Origin of the sequence: Aquicella siphonis, from assembly GCF_902459485.1 — a bacterium.
GTDB classification, from domain to species: Bacteria; Pseudomonadota; Gammaproteobacteria; order DSM-16500; family DSM-16500; genus Aquicella; species Aquicella siphonis.
The window spans coordinates 26193-42245 of sequence record NZ_LR699120.1; the positions used below are offsets into that span (position 1 = coordinate 26193).

Below are 16053 nucleotides of genomic sequence, written 5' to 3' on the forward strand. Positions count from 1 at the left end.
AAACATAATGCTATACTCATTTCACGCAAAACGGGAGCCTCAAGCATGAATAAAAAAGCAATTGTGTTATTTTCTGGCGGCCTGGATTCCACTACTTGTCTGGTCTATGCGCTGGAGCAAGGTTTTTCCTGCTACGCACTCAGCTTTGTATATGGTCAAAAACACCATGTCGAAGTGGAACAGGCGGGTAAAATCGCCGGCCAATATGGTGTAAAAGAGCATAAAATCCTCTCGCTGCCGCTGGATGAGATTCGCGGCTCATCACTAACTGATAAAAACCTGGCTGTCCGTGATTATCAGGCGTCAGACAAAATTCCGGACACTTATGTGCCTGCTCGTAATACCATCTTTCTTTCATTTGCGCTTGGCTGGGGTGAGGTATTAGGCGCATATGATATTTTTTTAGGAGCCAATCACCTTGATTACTCAGGGTATCCGGATTGTCGGCCCGAATATTTGCATGCATTTGAAAAACTGGCTACTTTGGCGACCAAAACCGGAGTGGAGCAAGACCAGCGTTTTAAGATCCATACACCGCTGTTATCGCTCAGCAAGGCTGAAATTATTCGCAAGGGTTTGCATTTAGGAATCGATTATAGCCAAACCATTTCGTGTTATCGCGCAGATATCAACGGACGCGCGTGCGGATCCTGTGACAGCTGTGTTTATAGGAAAAAGGGATTCACCGAAGCAGGCGTGACAGATCCAACAATATATGCTTGAACGCCCTCGACCATCGTGGCTGCATGAAACCGCTGCTCGTTCCTGAATCAGAAAATATATGCTTTTTCTTTGCGATGAGTGATAAGGGGCTGATGAAAAAGAAAAAGCCATGCGGTTTCCCGCATGGCCCTGATATCAATATAGTGGTGCTAGTCTAACATTCCGTACTGTTTTAGTTTTTTCCTTAATGTTCCGCGTGAAATTCCAAGAATGTTCGCCATTTTAACCTGGTTGTAATGCGTGTGATTAATCAGGACTTCCAAGAGCGGCCTTTCAATTTCTTCCAGCAAAATCGAATAGAAATCTACCGGTTGTTCACTTCCGATATTGGAAAAATAATTGCGCAAGGTATCTTTAACGACTTGCTTGAGGGTGATTGTTTCTAAATCTTCAGCCATTACCATTTTTTTATTCATAAATAAAACTCCATACTATCCATAGTTTTAGTTATATCTTTCCGTGATCAAAGACTAAAAGTGATCTCCAACGCCTTGCTGCTGGAGATCATGCTCGTTACAAATGAGTAGTTTACGACGCTAATTCGGTAATTTCATCCATTCTTACATTTTCAACCGCGACATCAGCTGGCTGGATACGTGGCTGTTCCATGGATGGTGTGGCCTGTTTTTGTCTGGATTTTACTTTGGTTTTTTTAGCTTGAGGTTTTGCAGCAACCTTGGCTTTGTTTATTTTAACTGACTTTGCCCAATCCTTTTCAAACTGACTTAAGCATTTGCCAAGAGAATTCAGTTTGGCCTGTTTGCTGGTTAATGCTTGCAGTGCTTGAGCAGAAGCGTCTAGTTGTTTGCTGACATCAGAGTGCGCTTTGACTGCCTGGCCATGAGCCTTTTTAATTGCGTTTAACTGTTTTTTCGCTTTAGCCGACGTGTTCTTTGAGCTAACCAGAGCATTTAGGCGGGTTTCCATGCTTTTGACCAGGGCTTTGGCTTTGTTTACCGTTATCTTTAATTTGTTTTGCTGTTTCTTGTGTGCGTTGATTTCTTTATTCATTTGCGCAGCTAATTTGGAGGGGATTTGCATAAAATCCTTTTCCATTTTTTGCACGCCGGTCAGGATCTTGCTCATGGTTTGACGTTGTTTGGTACGCTTTGCAGTTTTGTTACGTGGCATAGACAGTTATCCTCTGAGTACGAAAACTTAAGATGTTAAAATTTAACATCGAAGCACTTAAAAAGTCTACTAATAGGGTGATGAATAAAAGAATTCCTGCCGGTTGGGGTGATAGGAGGCCTGGCATGCTGCCACCAGGCCCCGGCTTGGCTACGGCTGATATTGATTTACCCAGCGTAACTCTTTAAAGTACCATTCGGTATACCCAAAAATGAGCCGTATTTCTGGTCGTGGAGTTTGAGAAGAATGAGTAACGCGAGTTTAAAAGAACAGCTGCAGGCAGTTGCCTCTCAATTATCTGATAAGTCAGGCAAGGAGCAGAAGCCGAAAAAGCATTTTCATCAGATAGACAGGGACAAGGAGCGGGTCAAAAAACCTAAACCAAAATGGCTGGATTACGTTCAATATGGAGTGGAATTGCTGCGGGTTTATTTCCCAGCCGGATTTAAGACTCATAGCGAGATTAAACCTTTGAAAAAGGGTATCAAACAGGATCTGGTTAAACGCCTGAGCACGCTGGACAGTATTGTCACAGAAGACAAGGCATGCATGGTAAAAAGCCTGGCCTATTATGTTAATACCGCTGCTTATCATAAAAGCGTTGTGGAAGGTGCGACGCGAATTGATCTGGACGGCAATCCAGCTGGCCTGGTTACAGCCGAAGAAGCGAGATATTCCATAGAAAAACAACAAGCGAAGCTACTGGCTAAACAAACCGCCAAACCGGTCACGCAAATGCCGCAAGTGACAGAAGAATTGGCATAAAGTTTTATATAATACAATAAAATACGAGGAAGTTATGGGTCACCAATCACGCCGTATTTCCCCAGCCACACTGTTCATGTTAAGCATGAACGGGATCATTGGGTCCGGATGGCTGTTTGCGCCGTTGTATGCCGCGAAAGTTGCGGGGCCGGCAGCCATTATATCCTGGCTGATAGGCGGTCTTGCAGCCATTCTGGTTGCGGTCACCTTCGCCGAGTTATCAACCATGCTGCCTGTTGCCGGCGGGACGACTCATATCCCACAGTTAAGCCACGGGACGTTTGCAAGCTATATTCTCAGCTGGATAGCCTGGATTACCGCATTGATGCTTGCCCCTATAGAAGTACAAGCCGTATTACAATATGCCTCCCTGTTTTTTCCCTCTCTTATGCATGAAGCTGGTGGCGTAGTGTCTTTGACACCGTGGGGCTACCTCTGGGCAAGTATTTTAATGGTGTCTCTCTGTCTGGTGAATGTTCTCAGCTACAGAGGCTTGATGCGTTTTAATTTTATCCTGTTTGTATTCAAATTTTCTGTGATTCTGCTCACCATTTTTACCCTTTTGAACACGCGTTTTAATAGCGCAAACTTTTCCGGCACGCTTTCTGCTGCCGGATCCCCGGAGGGTTGGAAAGCAATTCTGAGCGCAGTGGCGACAGCTGGTATTGTTCTTGCCTTCAATGGTTTCAAAAGCGGTGTGGAACTTGCGGGTGAGACCAGGAAGCTGGCTATCGCCATTCCTTTAAGCACGGCGGGATCAGTTGTCGCCTGTCTGCTTTTGTATATTGGGCTTCAAATCTGTTTTATAGGGGCGCTGGATCCATCATCCATTCAGAACGGCTGGCAAAATTTGAATTATACCGGTGACATAGGGCCGTTTGTCGGCCTGGCTGCGGCATTGGGATTGTTCTGGCTGTTAAAACTGCTTTATGTGAACTCGGTTGTTTCTCCCCTGGGAGCCGGGCTGATTTACGTGACGGCCACAGCGCGTATCCTTTACGCGATGAGCAGGATGGGGTATGTGCCTAAATTCCTCTCCCGTTTGAATAACCAGCGTTTCCCTGTGTGGGCGATTGCTGTTAATTTTGTATTTGGCATGCTTTCCTTTCTTCCGTTGCCTGGCTGGCAGGCCATGGTGAATTTTCTGATATCTGCCATGGTCATTACTTACGCAATGGGTCCGGTCGCCCTCATGTGCTTGCGTTACTCCCTGCCTGATAAGGAACGTCCTTTCCGTCTGCCTTTCGCTAATCTAATTTGTCCGTTTGCCTTTTATTGCTGCAATTTATTCAGCTACTGGACAGGGTGGGAAACCATTTCCAAGCTGGGTATTGTGCTGTTTATCGGATTCCTGATATTTGGTGTTTCCTATGCCCGCGGCAATGTCAAAATTGAAAAACGGGACTTGAAAACCTCCTTATGGCTGGTTCCATACCTTGCCGGGATTATCATCATGTCGTATTTGGGGTCCTTTGGAGGCGTGGGGTTGATTCCATTCGGATGGGACTTTTTAGTGATGGCGCTTTTCAGCTTAATCATATTTCAATTGGCAGTTCAAAGCAGGGTAGCGCTGGATTCCGCCAAGATCACAGAATTTCTCGCTTCAGAATCCATGGCGCTTGAGCATGGCTAAACCCACCAGATCAGGCGAAATTCCTTTTATTTAAAGATCTTGTATAGAGGTTCCGGTTGTGTTTTGGATAACAAGAGCGGATGGATAGAACGGTCGTACGGTTTGTGTAAATAGTTCAGAACAGACAATTAGTAAGGATATGCGAGTATGGAAATGAATAATGACATGGTCAAGATCATCCCTCATGATTCAGGCATTCTGCAGATTAGCCTGAATCGTCCCGAACAATTAAATGCATTAAGCCGCGAGGTTCTGCAGCGCCTTTCCCGAGTTTTTCATGATGCCAGACAGGATGCATCCATCAGGGCCATTTTATTGACCGGAGAAGGAAAAGGATTTTGCGCCGGGGCTGATATTAAACAATTGGTCGCGCTGAATGGCCAACAAGGCTTGGAATTTGCCCGCTTTGGCCAACAGGTGTTTCGCAGTCTTGAAATGCTGGGCAAGCCTTCAATTGCAGCGGTTCATGGATTCGCATTTGGGGGCGGTTGTGAACTTGCCATGGCTGCAACAATAAGATTAGCTGCGGCTAATACGAACTTTGGTCAACCCGAAATCAAGCTGGGTGTGATCCCGGGATTTGGGGGCACGCAGCGGCTGGCCCGCTTGATTGGCAAAGGCCGTGCCTTGGAAATCTGCTTGACCGGACGCCGGTTTAAAGCAGAAGAAGCTTTACAATGGGGGCTGGTCAATGAAGTGACCACATCTGAAGATCTCGTACCCAGGGCAATGTCAATACTCAAGGAAATGGTTCATCTGGGTCCAATCGCACTGCAGAGTATCTTGTCAGTCATTCATTCCGGCTATGATTTGCCCATGGAAGAAGCGATGGAGATGGAAGCCGCGCATTTTGGTTTATGCTGCGCAACTGCGGATAAACAGGAAGGTGTCAGCGCGTTTATAGAGAAACGCACTGCGGTTTTTACTGGAGCTTGACGATGAACACCTATACGGAAGTCTTGTTTGATGAAATGCCTGGCCAGGGCGGCAGTCTGGGTGTGATCACCTTGAATAGACCCGCTGTCCTGAACTCGCTAAATCACACTATGATACACGCAATCTATAAACAATTGCGGCTCTGGGAAGGAGCTGAGCATGTCAAGGCTGTCCTCATCCGGGCTGCGGAAGGCCGTGCTTTTTGCGCTGGCGGTGATTTACGCCTGACATACGAGCGCATCAAGTCACATGATCCTGTGATGACAAATTTTTTTCGTGATGAGTACCAGCTGAACCGTGTCATTTTCCATTATCCCAAACCTTATATTGCGTTACTGGATGGCATTACCATGGGCGGGGGAGTGGGAATATCCATTCACGGGTCTCACCGTATTGCGACAGAGCGTTTGCTATTCGCCATGCCAGAGACAGGAATTGGTTTTTTTCCAGATGTGGGCGGCAGTTATTTTTTACCGCGCCTGGCTGGCCGAATTGGATATTACCTGGGTTTGACGGGAGCGCGAATAGCAAGCGATGAATGTGTGCAAATTGGTATTGCTCACCAGAAAATTGCACGAGAGTCCATTCCTGCGCTTATGAACGATCTTATTCATCAGCCTCTTGCCGGGGATCCCAAGGCGGCAGTTTCCAGAATTATTGAAGCTTATCAAGTCTCTCTTCAACCGTCGCTGTTGATCAGCGAGCAGAAAGTAATTGATTATTGCTTTGGTGAGCAAACAATAGAAGAAATCCTGGCGGCACTGAAAAACTCAAACCAGTCTCTTTGTCAGGAAGCGGTAAGCGCGCTTGAAAAGAAATCACCTACCAGCCTGAAAATTTCACTGAAAGCAATGCAAGAGGGCGCAAATATGGATTTTGATGCCTGTATGCGCCAGGAATACAGGCTTGTGACGCGATTCTTGCAAGATCATGATTTTGCCGAAGGCATAAGAGCGGTGATCATTGATAAAGATCAATCGCCCAAATGGCAGCCAGGAACGTTACCAGCTGTTTCCAGTGATGCTGTTGCTCATTATTTTGCGCCATTAGCGGAAGAGTTGGCGTAAATTTGGAGAGTGTTTTCAAGCCGGTAATACGATCACGTTAATATTCAGAGCAATATTTGTTTTTTGATTCGCATTTAACTTGCCTGTTTCCATTCCTATGGGTATCAAAAAACCGGGCGGCGAACAGCCAAGCTGCGGATCCGCGATTTCCTTTGGATTTTCTTGTCAATTCATAGCGATAATTCGACTATTTCCTTTTCTGCACATCCGCTTCTTACTCGAAAATCAATAATGGTCTATAATAAAACATATAAGGTGAATGAATGACAACAAGCATGTAATGTTGCTATTAATCGTTCAAATAGTAAATAGTAAGAAGTTTAATAATATTAATTATAAGTAAGTTAAAAACGAGGGAGGTCAACTTATGTTACCTGTTCAAATTACCATCCGCGATATTTCCACTTCTCCCGCCTTAGAAAACAATATACGCAAACGAGCAGAAAAACTTAACCGATTCTACGACAGAATCAGCAGTTGCCGCATAGTGATTGAGTTGCCGCAAAAGCATAAGCACCGGGGCAAGTTATTCAATGTACGAATTGATGTCACTGTTCCAGGAAAGGAGCTTGTGGTGACGCATAAAATCAATGAAGACGTCTATGTGGCAATTCGTGACGCATTTAACGCAATCGTGAGACAATTGGAAGAACATTCACATAAACGGCATGGCCGGGTGAAAACACATAATGACGTTATGCATGGACATATTGCAAGAATCGTTCCCGAGGAAGGCTATGGATTTATTGACGGCGTTGACGGTTATGAATATTACTTCAGCGTTACAAACGTGAGCTATCCTGATTTCGCGCATTTATCAATTGGTGACGCAGTGGAATATATTGCTGAAACCCTGAATGATGGCAGACAAGCGCAACATGTCATCAGGGAAAAGCATAATAATCATTCCATTGTATCGGTCTAAAATCTCAGTGCAGCCCGAAATAACCTGTCCCTCTCATAGGTTGAGGGGGAGAGGCTTTGTCTGCCGTCGTAACGAAAGCCTCAGGCAGCTGCATCTACATATGATATTGTTCATATTTTAATCAATCCAGCTCTGCTCTTGAAGCTTGTTTGTATCACATGTGTGGATGCCAACCTGTTGGGTAATATGAACTCAAGACAGCGATAGAAGCTATTTTTTATCTTTATTTTTGAATCAGACGCCAGTTTGTCTGGTCAGACAGAAGATGAGCGGATTCATTGCCATTCTGCTTGCATTTATGAGGCGTTAACCCTGATAATTCATTTTTCTTGAAGCCCCGTCAGTTTTAAGAACAGATTAAAGGAGTACGCACATGCAAACTATTGCCCGCTTAAACGCAATTATTTCTGAATATCATTTATTGAAACATATGTTTTATCAGGCCTGGTCCAAGGGGGAATTGAGCCGGGAGACCTTACAGCGTTACGCAGCTCAATATTATAATCAGGTACAATCGTTTCCGCGCTTTATTTCCCGCGTGCATACCCATTGTCCTGTTATTGAAGCGCGCAAGGTGTTACTTGAAAACCTGGTTGATGAGGAAATTCATGGAACTGATCACCCTGCGTTATGGATGCAGTTTGCTAATGGCATGGGAGCCGGGAAGGAAACAGTATTAAATGACATGCCTCTGCCTGAAACCACGTCCATGGTCGAAACTTATTATGATCTCGCACAGCGTGATTGGCGTGATGGTTTATGTGCGTTATATGCTTATGAGGCTCAGGTTCCTGACGTGTCAGCCTCCAAAATTGATGGTTTGAAAAAGTTTTATGGCGTTGATGATGAAAAGACGCTGGAGTTTTTCACAGCCCATCAAGCATATGATGTGGAACATTCAAAAAAAGTCGCGGACCTGATTGAAAAGCATGTTGAACCAGAACGCGCTGAGCGGGCGACTCGCGAAGCGGCAATGGCTTTGTGGGGATTTTTGGACGGCATGTGCCGGGTGGCAGAAATTAGCTGTTAAGCCAAACCAGAAAGGGGTGGTGTTTTTCAGCACACCCCTTCTTGCAAGCTATTTCCCATGCCAGACCATGTTGTGGCAGCGCTTTTCTTGGGCTGCGCATTCATTTGGCAGGTGAGAGAAATAAATGCGATATGGAAACAAGGTACTTCCTGCTTTATTAATAAATGCGCTAATCGTTTTACCTTCTTTTGCGGCGAATAATTTTACGGTTGACTGTCCTGGACAGATTCAGGTACAGCAAGCTGCGGCAGCAGCTTATGCTGGCTGGCGTTCGCTTCAAGCTCCGGCACAGTATTATCTGAGTGGTGTCACATTTTATTCGGGCAAACCAGAAGAAATGGCAAGCTTGAAGCCCGAGGAGTTCAAAAAATTCCAGTCAACCTGGAGATTTTCACCGGACGATCAAATTTATCTTGTTTGTGAGTATAACCAAACCAGCATACAGCTAACCCGGGCTTTGCCTGTGCATACTAAAGCTTGCACAGTGCAATACAATGGTAGTACGCGCGTAAGCAGCGGAGGATTCATACCCAAGCAAATTCGATGTGCCTTAACCAAAATGACATAGAGGAGAAGAATGTGAATAAGTTGCGAATCAGGTTTCTGTGTTGTTTGTCTATTTTGTTCATGATAATGGGCCATGCTTATGCTGCCCAGTCTAAAACCCCTCAGTTGGTGACGGCGGACAAAGTCATCCGGAATTTGAATCAAGTCATAGAACAAGTGAAGAAGCAGTCGCAACTCAGCGTCATGTTTCCTACCAGTATTCCCAAGGGCGAGCAGCCAACACTATATGCCATGCAAAGCAGTCTGTATGACAAGCCGGATTATAATCAGTTCTGGGAAATTACCGTGGCGTCAACTCCGGATTGCCAGATGCATGGCTGTGTAGTGGGCTCGCTCTCGGTGAACACCAAAGGGAAGCTGGAGAAGGAATATTCACAACCTCCATTCGGTCAAAACAATAAACCGCTGCCTAAACAGGAAGTGAAATTGGAAAACGGTTTGACTGGTTATTTCACGCCAGGCCATGCTGAAGCGGACTGGCATGCTCCTGCGTTGGAGTGGCAGATGAACGGGGTCTTGTACACATTATCATGGGACATGCCAGGCGATGCAAAAATGGTGCTCGTCAAAATGGCAAATTCCGCTCTCAAGTCTCAAGGCGTTCATCAATAAACCGGATTATACAGTCTCACACACATCTTATTACACAAGTTATCCCCAGAAACTGGGGATAACTCAGAGACATCACAAAATCATTTTGCCACTCATAGTTATCTTCAGGCTGTTGTGAGCCAGGCTTTGCCATCAGAATGTCTTTTTATCATCTGCCAATATTTTACGATGTTGCCATATTCCTTTTGATTTATTCATAAGAGTCCGGTTCATTTCTTGATTTGAGAGGGACATCATTACATAATCAATGATTAATTTTGATTGCATGGAAGCAAACAATGTCGATTAACACAAATCATTCCCTAACACATATAGCTGATCATGATCCGGTTTCAAATGTATTAAAATGGGTATTATTGATCACAGCAATTGTTTGTTTCGCATTTGTTGGCTGGGGAACATATGAAACTTATCAGCTAGCGCCTCCTCTTCCCCAAACGTTTTCCTCCCCAAGCGGACAAATAGTGATGACGGAAAGCGATATTATTGCTGGAAAAGCCGGATTCCAACGTGCGGACTTAATGGATTATGGTAGTCTTTATGGTATGGGATCCTATTTTGGCGAGGATTACACAGCCAAATATCTGGTTCGCTTAGGTCAATTAATAGAAAATGAATTAGCACTACAAATGTTTTCCAAATCCTTAGCTGACTTATCAACCGGCGCCAAATATGAAGTACGTCTGGCCATGCAGCAACAACTGAAAAAATTAGATCTTTCTCAATCGAATTTAATTCTCACCTCTGCTGTCAGTAAATCGATACAGCAGTTACAAGCTGAAATTTCAAAACAGTTGCTTAACCATGATGCTAAAGCTGGCTGGACAAAAGCTTACAGTTTGAATGATAAAAGTGCTTTGGAAACAGCCGATTTTTTGATTTACTCATCATTGACAACCGTTTCAAACCGGCCGGGCAAAGATTTTTCCTACACAAATAATTGGCCTTATGAACCCAGTGTTGGAAATGTAGCAACCAATGCCACCTTCTATTGGACTTGGATATCATTTTGCTTCGTATTTTTTGGATTTGGCGCGGTATTATATATCTATCATCGGTATCTCAGTGAAGCAGATGCAGGTGTTAAAACGCCTTTTTTATTGGAATTTAAACCCTTAACGGACAGTCAGCGAAAAGTTGGAAAATATTTTCTTATTGTTGCCTTGGTCTTGCTTGCGCAAATTGGCGTCGGGGCGATAATGGCTCATTATTATGCAGAAAGGACCGGATTTTATGGGATAGATATCAGCAAATTCTTGCCTTTTAATTTTTTGCGTGATGTCCATATTCAAACGCCAATCGTATGGATAGGCTTATCATGGATAAGCGCAGCGATTTTCCTCGCGCCTGTAATTAGCGGCAAAGAAGCCAGATGGCAGGGATTTTTTGTCGATTTTCTATTTTGGGTTACATTATTTATTGTCGCCGGAGCAATCATTGGGAACTATCTAGGTATTATGGGTTTCATTGATCAGGCATGGTTCTGGTTAGGAAACCAGGGCTTATCGTACCTTCAGTTAGGAAGACTTTGGCAAATAGGCTTTTGTATTGGTCTGGTTCTTTGGAGCTTCATCGTTTTTCGAGGCATGTGGCCCACCTGGAGCAGCCTTAAAACAGCTACAGTTGAATTTTGGACTGGAAATATTCATCTAGAACATCTTTTTTGGGCCAGTACAATTAATGTGGCTGTTTTATATTGCTTTGGAATGATTCCATTAACAGGGATTGAAAAATCATTCACCATTACGGATTTTTGGAGATGGTGGGTTGTGCATTTATGGGTGGAGCAGTCATTTGAATTTTTTACCGTATGTGCAACAGCTTATCTTCTTATGGGAGTAGGGCTGGTTTCCCGTCGCCTGGTTGAGCGGACAGTATATTTTGAGGCGATTCTGATCTTTCTAGGGGGCGTCATTGGGACGGGGCATCACTGGTATTGGACTGGTACGCCGGACATGTGGATTCCGCTCGGAACCATGTTTTCATTCATTGAAGTGCTTCCTCTGACTTTGTTGATTATCGATGCCATCGAAGAATTGCACCTTATTAAAAAGCAAAAAATATTTTCATATAATTTGGCATATTTATATATTTTAGGCGCGGCGTTTTGGAATTTTGTTGGTGCTGGTGTATTTGGCGGCGGGACATTAAATGCGCCGCTGATTAATTATTACGAACACGGTACGTTTTTAAGCTTAAATCACGCACATACAGCGTTATTTGGTGCATTTGGTCTGTTAGCCTTGGGATTGGTGTATTTTTGTTTGCGCTATGCAACAGGCAATCATTCATGGAGTGACCGTTATGGCACATGGGCATTCTGGCTTTATAACGGTGGTTTAGTGCTTTGGATATTGTTAAATTTCTTTCCGATTGGCTGGGCTCAATTAATGGATGTTTATCAGCATGGTCTCGCTCATTCAAGAAGTCTGGAATTTTATAATACAACGTTATTATGGCAATGGCTGCGTACCCCAGGCGATATAGTGTTTGCCATTGGCGCTTTATTCATGGCGTATGATTTTATCATAAAGCTTAGACCGTTTTTCCCAAGTTTTGTCGGAGTAAAACATGAAGCCGAAGCGTTATCGACGGTCAACAAACCGATAAATTGAAGGTGTCATCGAGCTGATATATTCATTTTAAAAAGAGCGGAATACATGCTGCCATTTACACAATCTGCAACATTCCTCTACCCGGTGCTAATCCGCGAGCATCATCTTGACACTTTCGGACATGTTAATAACGCGACTTATCTCGAGCTTTTAGAAAGCGCGCGCTGGGAATTCATTACTTCGCGTGGGTTTGGCTTGAAAAAAATCCAGGAATCAGGGCTGGGTCCAACCGTATTGGAAATACAAATCAAATTTATCAGGGAAATACGGTTGAGAGAAGAAGTTATTATTGAATCGGTAACCTTGTCATATGAAAAAAAGATTGGCAAGTTGAGGCAAATGATTCGTAATGCGGATCAACATATTTGCTGTGAAGCACATATGACATTTGGATTGTTCAATATTGAGGAAAGAAAACTGGTTCTGCCTACGCCTGAATGGTTGTATGCTGTAGGGATCACAGATACCTTGAAATAATTGCCGCATGACCTGGCGGCTTCAGGAGGACAAGGTGTTTACCTTCAGTTTCTGGCATAAATGGATAGTAACCGCCAGCTTTTTCATGATTTTTTTTGGTTTGTCGCTGGTGCTTTTCAACCAGACTCCATTATTCGATATGCTGTTTAATCGCCATATTAATAAGGTCTTCTGGGATGAAAACACAATGTCTCCTTCTTTGTTGCTTTTTCAACAATGGATATACGGAACTTTAGGCGCGGTCATGGCTGGCTGGGGTGTTTTCATGACAGTGCTGAGTGTTCATGCATTCAAAAACAAGGACAAATGGGCCTGGAATGGATTTATGCTGGGACTGTTGCTCTGGTTTGCAACGGATACTGCTGTGTCATTGACATTTCATGTCTACCTCAACGTGCTGATCAATATCATATTGCTCTTGTTATTTGGGTTGCCGCTTATTTTCACCAGAAACCATTTTAATTCTACTCAGACATAACCTGACAGTCATTGTTACGGTCGACTTGAAAAGCAGCGCGATTATAGAGAATGTTCATTGAACTGTGTCAGTCCTTTGCCATGACTGCTTCGCTCCAAACGCCACATCCATGTGGCAACGGATTTCATCCTGAAATCCAGTCGCTTATCTGTCATGGCAAAGGACTGACACAGTTCAATGAACATTCTCCGATTATAGATGTTTTAAATGGGTACCCATTTCTCATTGCAGCAGCGGTATCCTTTCTGCTGGATAACATCCATTCGGGTACAACACCATTATTTTCAGCTAGTTAGCTGTGATTTTTCGGGCACATCTATTATAACGAATGACGGCGCAATTCGCTGGGATGAGCGATTAATATTGTATTAATAATCACCAGATATAATGCGCATTGTAAATAAATCTTATAAATACTACATGAAACGAGGGCATAAAAATGTTTAGGTATCTTTTTGGCAATAAAACTAATGCCTCAGGCGTTAATCAACAGACTGAGCAAAAACCATTAGAGCAGCCGGTATCTCAACCAGTGTCACAACCAGTTAGTCAGCAGCCTGAAAAACCTGTGCAGCATACACCAACACAGCCGCAGCAACAGGAACTTCCGAAACGCGTGAAAGTATCCAGCCGCAGCAAGGTCACGATGGCGTATGATTGCAATTATATCACGGAGTTTTACGCAGCATTAAGTGCTGACGGGTTATCTTATCAAACGAAACCGGGTGAATATATCCATGTGAAAGGCGTCGATAATGGCTGGAAAATATGTCCAAGTGCATATCTTTCGGACGCTGAAGTGCCTACAAGTATAATCAGGTCAAAAGACAGCTGTGTGGATGTGAAAGCTAAACTATCCACCCCATTGGGTAACTTAGATGGTAAAATAACATTACAAGACTTACCTGAGGTAAAAGGGTTTGATAGAGAAATAAATTCTACGACTAGCCTTTTGGCGCTCATATAAAATCCACAACAGTAGCCAGTCCTGTTAATGAAAATAATGAAAACAGCAGCACTCATAACAATCGTAAGCAATTTTAAACTCTAGAGAGTCCTGGCTTCATCCTGGACAATGGCATATTCGATGTGAAAAGCCATAGGGCAAAGAGCTCTATGGCTTCACATCGCTGCCAGTAAAAATTTACATCTTGATTGATGTCACAGTTCCCACATCAGGGTTATTTATTATTTAATCGCATACACGAAGAAAACGATTCAGGTGTAATATTGATGGGGTCGACGCCGTCAATAGGTTTATCTCTAAGGCTCTTATTAAACAGTGTTGCCGCTAAAAAGCTTTTAGCGCAATCTGCTTCATCCACTCTTCGCTGCATTGTGCTAAATGGCGGAACATTTCTGTAAAAAAACTGATGAACGCCGGATTGATTTGATAATGGATCAGAGAGGATATTTCTTTTTGTTTCTTCAGCCATTTCCTTTTCTATTTTGTCTGGTATACCTTTGGAGTCGTTGTTCTTTTCACCTTGTCTTGGTTTCATACAATCCTCGCACAATAGTTTGGTTTGAGTTAAATCAGATTATTCCAATGATGCTCCATAATCAACCCCTGCAAGATAATCGTTAGATCGATGACGGATTCGGTGTGGTCAGTTTGCACTTTTAAAAAATCCGCATCATTACTGGTCTTTGATAAAGCATTCAATGGTAAAAATCGCAATCCCGTAATTATCTGATTGATTTATTATGCTTATTTTGACGTAGCCGCTAAAGCCTTCCCAAGTTGATACACCCCATTAACAAACAGGGTCTTATGGTCAAATCACAGCCGGGAGCAGGTTCTGAAATCCAGCCGCTCATTGACAGCAGTAAAGTCAGAACCAGATGAATAAATGTTTTCCCGTGCCGGCTGGCTTCATCAATTTAACCGGATCTCAAGGAATTGATATCAATCACAAAACGGTATCGTACCTCTCCTTTAACCATTCTGTCATAAGCCTCATTGATTTTATTGATAGGGATTAATTCGATATCGGCTGAAATGCCATGACTGCCACAAAAATTCAGCATTTCCTGCGTCTCCTTGATTCCGCCGATCAGCGAGCCTGCGAGACGCCTGCGCTTCATGATCAAGGGAAACGCATTAAGACTGAATGGCTGCTCAGGCACGCCTACGCATACCATGGTGGCATCCTGTTTTAATAATTGAAGATAGTGTTCCAGGTTAATATTCCCGGAGGCGGTATTGATCATGAAATCAAAAAAATTGGCATATTCGGTGAACGCCTTGCCATCTCTGGTATTAACAAAATGTTTTGCGCCAAATTTCATGGCGTCATTTTTCTTGCTGTCAGATGTGCTCAGTACGGTGACTTCCGCTTCCATTGCAGAGGCCAGTTTGACCGCCATATGACCTAACCCGCCCAAACCCACAACGGCAACTTTGTCACGGGGCTTGATTTTCCACTGACGCAAGGGGGAATAGGTAGTGATCCCTGCGCATAATAGCGGCGCGGCATTTTCAGGGGGAAGGTTTGCTGGAATGGTGAGGACATAATTTTCATCAACAACGATGTTTGTGGAATAACCGCCATAGGTGGCTGTTTTCCCATCTTTTTCTACGCCGTTATAGGTCAGGTTCATGCCTTTTTCGCAGTATTGCTGAAGATGCTGTCTGCAGGGCTGGCATTCCCTGCAAGAATCAACAAAGCAGCCTACGCCGACCATATCGCCAGCTTTGAAGCGCGTGACGGAAGCGCCTGTCTGTGTAACCTTTCCTACAATTTCATGACCGGGCACCATAGGAAATGTGGAATTGCCCCATTCATCTCGTGCCTGATGCACATCCGAGTGGCAGACCCCGCAATAGAGAATTTCAATGGCAACATCGTGCGGGCCTGGATCACGCCGTTGAATAACAAAGGGTTTCAGCGGGTCTTTTGCTTTTTCAGCTGCATAGGCATTAACTGGTTTCATAGTAATATCCTTTCCTTTGAATTTGCATTAATTTGCTAATTCTTAAAAATCCAAACGTAATCATGATAGCGGGGTCATTGTATCACTGCTGGCAGGGAAATTTAATTGGTAATGATAAGATGCTCGGTATCATGCAGGCGTTTGTTAGTCATCACTA

Annotated in this window: 17 protein-coding genes; 13 read left to right on the top strand and 4 right to left on the bottom strand. The window is 43.8% G+C overall.

The window, feature by feature from the left end:
- Positions 1 to 45: 45 nt before the first annotated feature.
- A complete protein-coding gene (gene queC, locus AQULUS_RS11300) occupies positions 46 to 723 on the top strand; it encodes a 7-cyano-7-deazaguanine synthase QueC (RefSeq protein WP_148340377.1) in 678 nt (225 codons plus the stop codon).
- Positions 724 to 872: 149 nt separating this feature from the next.
- Here queC and AQULUS_RS11305 read toward each other — a convergent pair whose 3' ends face one another.
- Positions 873 to 1139 carry a helix-turn-helix domain-containing protein gene (locus AQULUS_RS11305; protein WP_148340378.1) on the bottom strand — a complete coding sequence of 89 codons (267 nt, stop codon included), beginning with the start codon at positions 1137 to 1139 and terminating at the stop codon, positions 873 to 875.
- Between the two features lie 112 nt (positions 1140 to 1251).
- On the bottom strand, positions 1252 to 1854 hold the full coding sequence (locus AQULUS_RS11310; RefSeq protein WP_148340379.1) for a hypothetical protein: 603 nt from the start codon (positions 1852 to 1854) through the stop codon (positions 1252 to 1254).
- A 246-nt stretch (positions 1855 to 2100) separates the two neighbouring features.
- Here AQULUS_RS11310 and AQULUS_RS11315 point away from each other — a divergent pair, with 246 nt between their 5' ends.
- The 12 genes from AQULUS_RS11315 (at position 2101) to AQULUS_RS11370 (ending at position 13926) form a co-directional block, all read left to right on the top strand.
- Complete coding sequence (locus tag AQULUS_RS11315; protein WP_148340380.1) at positions 2101 to 2619, top strand: ProQ/FinO family protein; 519 nt, start codon at positions 2101 to 2103, stop codon at positions 2617 to 2619.
- A 34-nt stretch (positions 2620 to 2653) separates the two neighbouring features.
- A complete protein-coding gene (locus AQULUS_RS11320) occupies positions 2654 to 4252 on the top strand; it encodes an APC family permease (RefSeq protein ID WP_148340381.1) in 1599 nt (532 codons plus the stop codon).
- Between the two features lie 147 nt (positions 4253 to 4399).
- The gene (locus tag AQULUS_RS11325) at positions 4400 to 5188 is read left to right on the top strand and encodes an enoyl-CoA hydratase/isomerase family protein (RefSeq protein WP_232051917.1); all 789 of its coding nucleotides are present in this window, start codon (positions 4400 to 4402) and stop codon (positions 5186 to 5188) included.
- 2 nt (positions 5189 to 5190) lie between these two features.
- Positions 5191 to 6255 carry an enoyl-CoA hydratase/isomerase family protein gene (locus AQULUS_RS11330; RefSeq protein WP_148340382.1) on the top strand — a complete coding sequence of 355 codons (1065 nt, stop codon included), beginning with the start codon at positions 5191 to 5193 and terminating at the stop codon, positions 6253 to 6255.
- Between the two features lie 367 nt (positions 6256 to 6622).
- Complete coding sequence (gene hpf / locus AQULUS_RS11335) at positions 6623 to 7180, top strand: ribosome hibernation-promoting factor, HPF/YfiA family (RefSeq protein ID WP_148340383.1); 558 nt, start codon at positions 6623 to 6625, stop codon at positions 7178 to 7180.
- A 373-nt stretch (positions 7181 to 7553) separates the two neighbouring features.
- Positions 7554 to 8210 carry a CADD family putative folate metabolism protein gene (locus tag AQULUS_RS11340; protein ID WP_148340384.1) on the top strand — a complete coding sequence of 219 codons (657 nt, stop codon included), beginning with the start codon at positions 7554 to 7556 and terminating at the stop codon, positions 8208 to 8210.
- A gap of 124 nt (positions 8211 to 8334) precedes the next feature.
- Complete coding sequence (locus AQULUS_RS11345) at positions 8335 to 8778, top strand: STY0301 family protein (protein ID WP_148340385.1); 444 nt, start codon at positions 8335 to 8337, stop codon at positions 8776 to 8778.
- 11 nt (positions 8779 to 8789) lie between these two features.
- Positions 8790 to 9389, top strand: coding sequence for a hypothetical protein (locus AQULUS_RS11350; RefSeq protein WP_148340386.1), 600 nt, complete (start codon positions 8790 to 8792; stop codon positions 9387 to 9389).
- Positions 9390 to 9667: 278 nt separating this feature from the next.
- Positions 9668 to 12004, top strand: coding sequence for a nitric-oxide reductase large subunit (locus AQULUS_RS11355; RefSeq protein WP_148340387.1), 2337 nt, complete (start codon positions 9668 to 9670; stop codon positions 12002 to 12004).
- A gap of 45 nt (positions 12005 to 12049) precedes the next feature.
- A complete protein-coding gene (locus AQULUS_RS11360; protein ID WP_148340388.1) occupies positions 12050 to 12481 on the top strand; it encodes an acyl-CoA thioesterase in 432 nt (143 codons plus the stop codon).
- Between the two features lie 34 nt (positions 12482 to 12515).
- Positions 12516 to 12959, top strand: a complete 444-nt coding sequence (locus AQULUS_RS11365; RefSeq protein ID WP_148340389.1) for a hypothetical protein — start codon at positions 12516 to 12518, stop codon at positions 12957 to 12959.
- A gap of 439 nt (positions 12960 to 13398) precedes the next feature.
- Positions 13399 to 13926 carry a hypothetical protein gene (locus AQULUS_RS11370; protein WP_148340390.1) on the top strand — a complete coding sequence of 176 codons (528 nt, stop codon included), beginning with the start codon at positions 13399 to 13401 and terminating at the stop codon, positions 13924 to 13926.
- A gap of 214 nt (positions 13927 to 14140) precedes the next feature.
- Here AQULUS_RS11370 and AQULUS_RS11375 read toward each other — a convergent pair whose 3' ends face one another.
- Complete coding sequence (locus AQULUS_RS11375; protein ID WP_148340391.1) at positions 14141 to 14461, bottom strand: hypothetical protein; 321 nt, start codon at positions 14459 to 14461, stop codon at positions 14141 to 14143.
- Positions 14462 to 14843: 382 nt separating this feature from the next.
- Positions 14844 to 15896: an NAD(P)-dependent alcohol dehydrogenase gene (locus tag AQULUS_RS11380; RefSeq protein WP_148340392.1), complete on the bottom strand. Its 1053-nt coding sequence runs from the start codon at positions 15894 to 15896 to the stop codon at positions 14844 to 14846.
- Positions 15897 to 16053: the final 157 nt, after the last annotated feature.

Bases quoted from the DNA above. Each gene is read 5' to 3' on its own strand.
- AQULUS_RS11370 (WP_148340390.1), top strand. From the start codon at position 13,399: ATGTTTAGGTATCTTTTTGGCAATAAAACTAATGCCTCAGGCGTTAAT.
- AQULUS_RS11325 (WP_232051917.1), top strand. From the start codon at position 4,400: ATGGAAATGAATAATGACATGGTCAAGATCATCCCTCATGATTCAGGC.
- AQULUS_RS11330 (WP_148340382.1), top strand. From the start codon at position 5,191: ATGAACACCTATACGGAAGTCTTGTTTGATGAAATGCCTGGCCAGGGC.
- hpf (WP_148340383.1), top strand. From the start codon at position 6,623: ATGTTACCTGTTCAAATTACCATCCGCGATATTTCCACTTCTCCCGCC.
- AQULUS_RS11345 (WP_148340385.1), top strand. From the start codon at position 8,335: ATGCGATATGGAAACAAGGTACTTCCTGCTTTATTAATAAATGCGCTA.
- queC (WP_148340377.1), top strand. From the start codon at position 46: ATGAATAAAAAAGCAATTGTGTTATTTTCTGGCGGCCTGGATTCCACT.
- AQULUS_RS11310 (WP_148340379.1), bottom strand. From the start codon at position 1,854: ATGCCACGTAACAAAACTGCAAAGCGTACCAAACAACGTCAAACCATG.
- AQULUS_RS11360 (WP_148340388.1), top strand. From the start codon at position 12,050: ATGCTGCCATTTACACAATCTGCAACATTCCTCTACCCGGTGCTAATC.
- AQULUS_RS11380 (WP_148340392.1), bottom strand. From the start codon at position 15,896: ATGAAACCAGTTAATGCCTATGCAGCTGAAAAAGCAAAAGACCCGCTG.
- AQULUS_RS11315 (WP_148340380.1), top strand. From the start codon at position 2,101: ATGAGTAACGCGAGTTTAAAAGAACAGCTGCAGGCAGTTGCCTCTCAA.
- AQULUS_RS11320 (WP_148340381.1), top strand. From the start codon at position 2,654: ATGGGTCACCAATCACGCCGTATTTCCCCAGCCACACTGTTCATGTTA.
- AQULUS_RS11340 (WP_148340384.1), top strand. From the start codon at position 7,554: ATGCAAACTATTGCCCGCTTAAACGCAATTATTTCTGAATATCATTTA.
- AQULUS_RS11305 (WP_148340378.1), bottom strand. From the start codon at position 1,139: ATGAATAAAAAAATGGTAATGGCTGAAGATTTAGAAACAATCACCCTC.
- AQULUS_RS11355 (WP_148340387.1), top strand. From the start codon at position 9,668: ATGTCGATTAACACAAATCATTCCCTAACACATATAGCTGATCATGAT.
- AQULUS_RS11375 (WP_148340391.1), bottom strand. From the start codon at position 14,461: ATGAAACCAAGACAAGGTGAAAAGAACAACGACTCCAAAGGTATACCA.